This is a genomic window from Kitasatospora sp. NPDC059722 (genome assembly GCF_042733235.1).
Taxonomy (GTDB): domain Bacteria; phylum Actinomycetota; class Actinomycetes; order Streptomycetales; family Streptomycetaceae; genus Kitasatospora.
In genome coordinates, this window is the sequence record NZ_JBHWGD010000058.1 from 54,645 (window position 1) to 55,766 (window position 1,122).

Consider the following 1,122-nt stretch of genomic DNA (forward strand, 5'->3'; position numbering starts at 1 on the left):
CCCTCCCCCCCCCCCCCCCCCCCCCCCCCCGCCCCCCCCCCCCCCCCCCCCCCCCCCCCCCCCGCCCCCCGCAGCTCGACGTGCCCGTACCGGAGAGCGGTGCGGTGCCCGTCGGTGAACTCCACCCGCAGCCGCCCGTCCGGCCGGACGTCCACGACCACGGCCCCCTCGACCGCACCGAACTCCGAGTCCCGGTACACCCACACCCGGTCGCCGACGCGGAACTCCACCGTCTCCGAGCTGATCACCGGACTCACCTTCCCGCTTCCCCGCCGCACCCGCCCCGCCACTGACCCATACGTCCCGCCGGGCCGCGGGACTCAACGCATCAGCCGCAGGCCCGCGGGCTACAGCTCGTACGGGTACAGCCGGAGCGATGTGACCCGTGCCGCCACAACCTCGCCGGGCCGCACGTCCCAGCCGTCCGCCGGCGGCTCCAGCAGGACGATGTCGTCGCCGAGCCGGAGGTCGACGACGGGGTCGTCCGCGTTTCCCGCCCCGAGGACGGTCCCGGTGAGCACGGCCCCACCCGCCGGGGTTCCGGTGATCGCTCCCGGTCCGGTGGTGGCTCTCGCCCACGCGGCGATCGGCTCCCCCACGTCCAGTTCCACGTCGAAGAGTTGGCCGGGACCGGGCGACGGCGGCCCGGCCCACAGGGCTTGAGCCCCGCCGAGGGTGCAGCGGAAGTCGACCCGGCTGCCGTCCAGGACGGCGACGATCTCGATCCGCATCTCAGCACCCCGCCGGCGACTTCGACGACTTCGACGAGCGCTTCGAGCTCGGCCTCGACCGGATCATCGGCGCCGGCTCCGACGGGAGCCGGGTGCGGGCGCGGTCCGGGGCTTGCTTCTTGGTCACCGACCCAGTCTTACTGACAACCAGTCATTGGTCACTGGCCAAGAAGGTGGGGACCGCGCACCTGGGCCGGGCCCCCATCCCTGATCTTGCAGGGTATCCCCGGCTTCAGCCGGGGAGGGATGCATCCTTGGCCCGGAGCCGCGAAGCGGCGGAGAACGCTGCGTTGTCAGTGGGGTGCACTAGCTTGACCACATCGACCGAAAGGGGGTGGGCTGGATGATCCGTGCGTACAAGTTCCTCATGCGGCCCACCGTGGGCCAGGCG

The 1,122-nt window shown here is 73.2% G+C and carries 1 protein-coding gene; it reads right to left on the reverse strand.

Features of this window, described 5'->3' with window-relative positions; all coding sequences use genetic code 11:
• Window positions 1–347: 347 nt before the first annotated feature.
• Window positions 348–731 (reverse strand): hypothetical protein, encoded by a 384-nt coding sequence (locus ACFV4F_RS30285; RefSeq protein WP_380507153.1) that lies wholly within the window; start codon window positions 729–731, stop codon window positions 348–350.
• Window positions 732–1,122 lie beyond the last annotated feature (391 nt).

Bases quoted from the DNA above. Each gene is read 5' to 3' on its own strand.
- ACFV4F_RS30285 (WP_380507153.1), bottom strand. From the start codon at position 731: ATGCGGATCGAGATCGTCGCCGTCCTGGACGGCAGCCGGGTCGACTTC.